Origin of the sequence: Castellaniella sp. (assembly GCF_041675725.1) — a bacterium.
Taxonomy (GTDB): domain Bacteria; phylum Pseudomonadota; class Gammaproteobacteria; order Burkholderiales; family Burkholderiaceae_B; genus Castellaniella.
The window spans coordinates 1-4,312 of record NZ_JBAYTI010000112.1; the positions used below are offsets into that span (position 1 = coordinate 1).

5 protein-coding genes and 1 pseudogene are annotated in these 4,312 nt (G+C 61.7%); 2 read left to right on the plus strand and 4 right to left on the minus strand.

The genetic code is table 11. The features are described from left to right. Window positions 1-416 precede the first annotated feature (416 nt). Together WCZ84_RS13710 and WCZ84_RS13715 are read left to right on the plus strand one after the other, a co-directional pair. A pseudogene (locus WCZ84_RS13710) lies at window positions 417-1,013 on the plus strand (acyl-CoA dehydrogenase family protein); the annotation flags it as partial. Window positions 1,014-1,168: 155 nt separating this feature from the next. After that, window positions 1,169-1,708, plus strand: a complete 540-nt coding sequence (locus WCZ84_RS13715; protein ID WP_372686837.1) for a MarR family winged helix-turn-helix transcriptional regulator — start codon at window positions 1,169-1,171, stop codon at window positions 1,706-1,708. A gap of 69 nt (window positions 1,709-1,777) precedes the next feature. Here the strand turns inward: WCZ84_RS13715 and WCZ84_RS13720 are convergent, their stop codons facing one another. The 4 genes from WCZ84_RS13720 to WCZ84_RS13735 form a co-directional block, all read right to left on the minus strand. Beyond that, window positions 1,778-2,956, minus strand: a complete 1,179-nt coding sequence (locus tag WCZ84_RS13720; protein ID WP_372686838.1) for a PQQ-dependent sugar dehydrogenase — start codon at window positions 2,954-2,956, stop codon at window positions 1,778-1,780. Beyond that, on the minus strand, window positions 2,956-3,081 hold the full coding sequence (locus WCZ84_RS13725) for a hypothetical protein (RefSeq protein ID WP_372686840.1): 126 nt from the start codon (window positions 3,079-3,081) through the stop codon (window positions 2,956-2,958). Before WCZ84_RS13725 ends, WCZ84_RS13720 begins: the two co-directional genes overlap by 1 nt. Continuing rightward, entirely contained in the window at window positions 3,078-3,923 is an 846-nt protein-coding gene (locus WCZ84_RS13730) for an MFS transporter (protein ID WP_372686841.1), read from the minus strand. The genes WCZ84_RS13725 and WCZ84_RS13730 overlap by 4 nt, the downstream gene beginning before the upstream one ends. Window positions 3,924-3,960: 37 nt before the next feature. After that, window positions 3,961-4,312 (minus strand): helix-turn-helix domain-containing protein (locus tag WCZ84_RS13735; protein WP_372686842.1); only part of this gene is annotated, 352 nt, incomplete at its 5' end.

Genomic DNA, 4,312 nt, shown 5'->3' on the forward strand with positions numbered 1-4,312 from the left:
CGGGACACGCCCGGTTCGCCTGTGAAGTGAGCGGTGCATCAATGCCGCCAGCAGCAGGAACCCACCGAAGCGACTCAGGGGCGGGTCAATGCCGCGCCTGAGCGCCGTAGGAATCTCCGGCCTTCAGGCCAGGGAGGATGTCAAGGGGGTGCTGTGCAATTGGCTGAGGGAAAGCCTGGTGGCATCGGGCTATGACGAGGCAAGCATCGCGTCACAAGGGAAAATCGATTTTTCAGACGTGCATGGGACCCATAAGCCGTGGAAAAACATCTACGCGGCAGGGCAGGGCGTGGGCGTCATCGATCGTGTTGCGACCGTCCAGGAAGTCGCCGATCAGCTGTATTCCGAATACTGTGAAGCCATAGAAGACGAGGCTCGTTTCATCAGGCAATATCATGTTGGCTGCTACGCAAATTACGGATCTGGATCGAAGCAAGGTCGAGATCCGAGAGATAGACAAGCTGGGTCGCAAGGCTGTGGATTCAAATCAGCTGTTTATCGATGGCCTGGAAATTCCAATCGAAGACCGCATCGGCGATGAGGGTCGAGGATTTCATTACATTCTTCACGGAATGAATCCCGAGCGCGTACTGCTGGCGGCGGAAGCCACGGGTCTCGGGCGCGTCGCCCTCGAGCGGGCGGCCCGATACGCAGGGGAACGGATCGTGTTTGATCGGCCCATCGGGAAAAACCAAGGCATACAGCACCCCTTGGCTGAGCGTTGGGTTGATCTGGAAGCAGGCACGTTGCTGTATCAGCGTGCGGCCTGGCTCTACGATCAGAATAAACCGTGTGCCGCCGAGGCCAACGCTGCAAAGTTCTTTTGTGCCGAAGCGGGGTATCGGGCCTGCGAGACAGCGGTGCTGACGCACGGGGGGATGGGCTACGCAAAAGAGTATCACGTCGAGCGCTATTTTCGCGAAGCCATGTTGCCAAGAATCGCACCGATATCGCCGCAACTGATTCTGAGCTTTATCGCTGAAAAAGTCTTGCGCCTGCCGAAATCGTATTGATGAGGTTTGCAGGCTAGGGATACAATAAACACATATTACTAAATGGTAGCGTACAATGTAGCGCATTTCGCGCTGCTCATACCCGGTGAACGCCATGGGGCTTGGCGCGAGCGCCAGTCACCATGGTGGTGGGACGTTAAAACAGCAAGTACTACATGGATACTTATTTGAACACCGATCAGGACATCGACTTGGATGTATCGATACGCGACAATTCTCACAAAGATGGGAAAGGTAGGGCCAGAAGAAACGACGCACGGGACCAGCGGCTGGGGTTTCTGATGCACGACGTCTCGCGCCTGCGTCGAATGGTGTTTGACGAGTTCATGAAACCACTGAACGTGACACGGTCCCAGTGGTGGGTGCTGGCCCATTTGGCCCGTCGCGATGGCATGACCCAAAGCGATCTGGCCCAAGAGCTCGAGGTCGGCAAAGCCGCCCTGGGTGGCCTGATCGATCGGCTGGAGGCGGGTGATTTCGTCCAGCGCAGGCCCGATGGCGTCGACCGCCGCGTAAAGCGCATTTATTTAAAAAATACAGGCACCCGGATGCTTGAAGAAATGCACTTGCGCAGCAACGAAATGAGCGACCGCATACTTGAAGGCCTCTCTGAAGACCAAAGGCAAAGCCTGGTCGACATGCTGACCGTCATAAAACACAATCTGCGCGGCATTCAGCAAGAAAACGAGACATAGCCCCGGCGGTCCCCAACCGGCCGCCAGCATTGCCCGTGCCATCCAGCCCCAGGGTATGGGCCATTACCATTACCGAGCGGCCCTGCGCGGCGTGAGCCTGAGCAGCCCGCCAGCGGCGCCGTCTTCAATCACCCAGATGGCGCCATCGGGGGCAATGGCTACGTCCCGGATGCGCTCGCCCAGCGACCAGCGATCCAGTTGGCGCGCACCCCCTTCCCCATCCACCGCCACGCGTACCAGGCCCTGGGCGATCAGGCCGCCGATCAGCGCCGTGCCCTGCCAGTCGGGAAACAGCGGGCCTGCATAGAAAGCCATCCCGGCCGGTGCGATCACCGGTGTCCAATACAGCGCAGGCGCCTGGAACTCGGGCCGGGTCGCGTGGCGGGCCATGGGCAGGCCACTGTAATGGTCGCCATTGGACACGATGGGCCAGCCGTAGTTTTTTCCGGGCTCGATCCGGTTCAGTTCGTCGCCGCCCCGCGGGCCCATTTCGTGCAGCCATAAGTCGCCATTGGGTGCGAAGGCCAGCCCGTAGGGATTGCGATGGCCGGTTGTCCAGGTCAGCGCCCGCACGCCGGGTGCGTCGGCCATGGGGTTGTCCGCCGGTACCGAACCATCGCGGTTGAAGCGCAGCACCTTGCCGCGGCCCAGATCCGGATCCTGGGCGGTATCGGATTCCTGGCGCTCTCCCACCGTCAGGAACAGGTGCCTGCCATCTGGAGAGAATGCGACCCGGGCGCCCGGATGACCCTTGCGCCCCGGGCGGTTTTGCCGCCACAGGAGCTGGAGATCCTGGAGCTGCGGCCCCCGCGCCGACTCGGCCAATCGGGCCCGCGCAAGCACCAAGGCGCCGCCGCCCTGGAAGGCCGGCTCGACGTAGGTGAAGTACACCAGGCGATCGTCATCGAAATCGGGTGACGGAACGACGTCATGCAGGCCGGCCTGGCCATGGGCGTAGACGGTGGGAACCCCGCCGATCGGCTGGTGCTGGCCATCCTGGGCCACCAGGTGCATTGTGCCGCCGCGTTCCGTGAGCAGCAGCCGGCCATCGGGCAGGAAGGCGAGCGCCCAGGGGTAGTGAAAACGGCCCAGCCGCTCGGCGGCAAACGGGGCCGCCGATTCGGCCGGCAGCGGGCCGGCATTGCCGGCATGGCTGGCGGACGGTATGCCCCACCCGAGCGACACGACCAGGATCGCGACAGCGGCGAGCCGGCTGCACGGGCGGCGCCCGGGCCGCGAGATGGCCATCAAGTGCAGCCGGGCAGCCCCGCCTGCAGCAGGCCCAGGCCGCCCATGCGCCAGCCGACCAGGGCCAGTACGGTGACCACGGCCAAACCAACACCCAGGACGATCAGCCAGGATTTGTGCGTCATGCAGCAACCCCCTGCAGCCTGAGGACTGGTTGTTCGCGGATGGGCCAGTTCAGTGCTGCGGCAACAAAGCTCAACATGATTGAAATATACCAGACCACGTCGTAGCTGCCCGTCTGGTCGAACAGGTAGCCACCCAGCCAGCCCCCCAGGAACGAGCCCAGCTGGTGGAAAAAGAAGACAATGCCGCCCAGCATGGACAGATTGCGCACACCGAACATGGTGGCTATGGATCCGTTGGTAAGCGGCACCGTGGACAGCCACAACATGCCCATGCCGATGCCGAAGGCGTAGGTGCTCCAGGCCGTAAGCGGCAGCGTGATATACAGGGCGATGACGACGGCCCGCAGTAGATAGAGCCCGCTGAGCAGGCGCGGCTTCGAGTAGCGCCCGCCGAGCCAGCCGGCGATGTAGGTGCCAAAGACGTTGAACAGCCCCACCAGCGCCAGCGCCGTGGTAGCCACGATGATGGGCAGGTTGCGGTCGACCAGGTACGACGGCAAGTGTATGCCGATGAAGACCACCTGAAAGCCGCAGACGAAAAACCCGAAGGACAGCAGCCAGAAGCCCGAATGGTGGCAGGCTTCGTGCAGGGCTTCGCCCAGCGTCTGTTCTTTGTGACCGGGTGTGCTGGCGGGGGGCTTGTCTTTGATCATGGCGGCCAGCGGCATCATCAGCGTGGACAGCAGGCCCAGCACGATCAGGGCGGCCGCCCAGCCCAGCCATTCGAGCAGGCCCAGGGTACCCGGCAACATGGCAAATTGGCCCAGTGATCCGGCGGCCGAGGCAATGCCCATGCCCATGCTGCGCTTTTCGGGCGGCAAGGCCCGCCCGACGACCCCCAAAAAAAGCTTAGGAGACGGATAGCCGAAGCGGCTTATCTTATGGCGTTGTTACACGGCGGCGAGTGGAGGGTCGAGATTGATCCTCACTCGGCGTTTGTTCTGATTGCTCGCCAGCAGCGTCGTCGACCACGTAAGTCCTTATAATACGAGTCACCTGGTCCAATTCATCGCGATCTACGCCGAAGGCAAGCAGTGCGCCCCGCAGTTTTCCTTCGGCGCTCGCCGTTGCGTCATTGGGGCTAACACTGATCAGATCCACGGGCGTGCATCCATAAATTTTTGCGCGCGCTTCAATGTAGTGCTGCTGGTAGGGGCTATCGCCGCTCTCCATGCGCCCAATAGTCGTATGAGATACGTCGAGCATCTCTGCAACCTGGATTTGGGTGTAG

Excerpts from the sequence above, each read along its gene's own strand:
- WCZ84_RS13715 (WP_372686837.1), top strand. The coding sequence starts at position 1,169 with ATGGATACTTATTTGAACACCGATCAGGACATCGACTTGGATGTATCG.
- WCZ84_RS13720 (WP_372686838.1), bottom strand. The coding sequence starts at position 2,956 with ATGGCCATCTCGCGGCCCGGGCGCCGCCCGTGCAGCCGGCTCGCCGCT.
- WCZ84_RS13725 (WP_372686840.1), bottom strand. The coding sequence starts at position 3,081 with ATGACGCACAAATCCTGGCTGATCGTCCTGGGTGTTGGTTTGGCCGTG.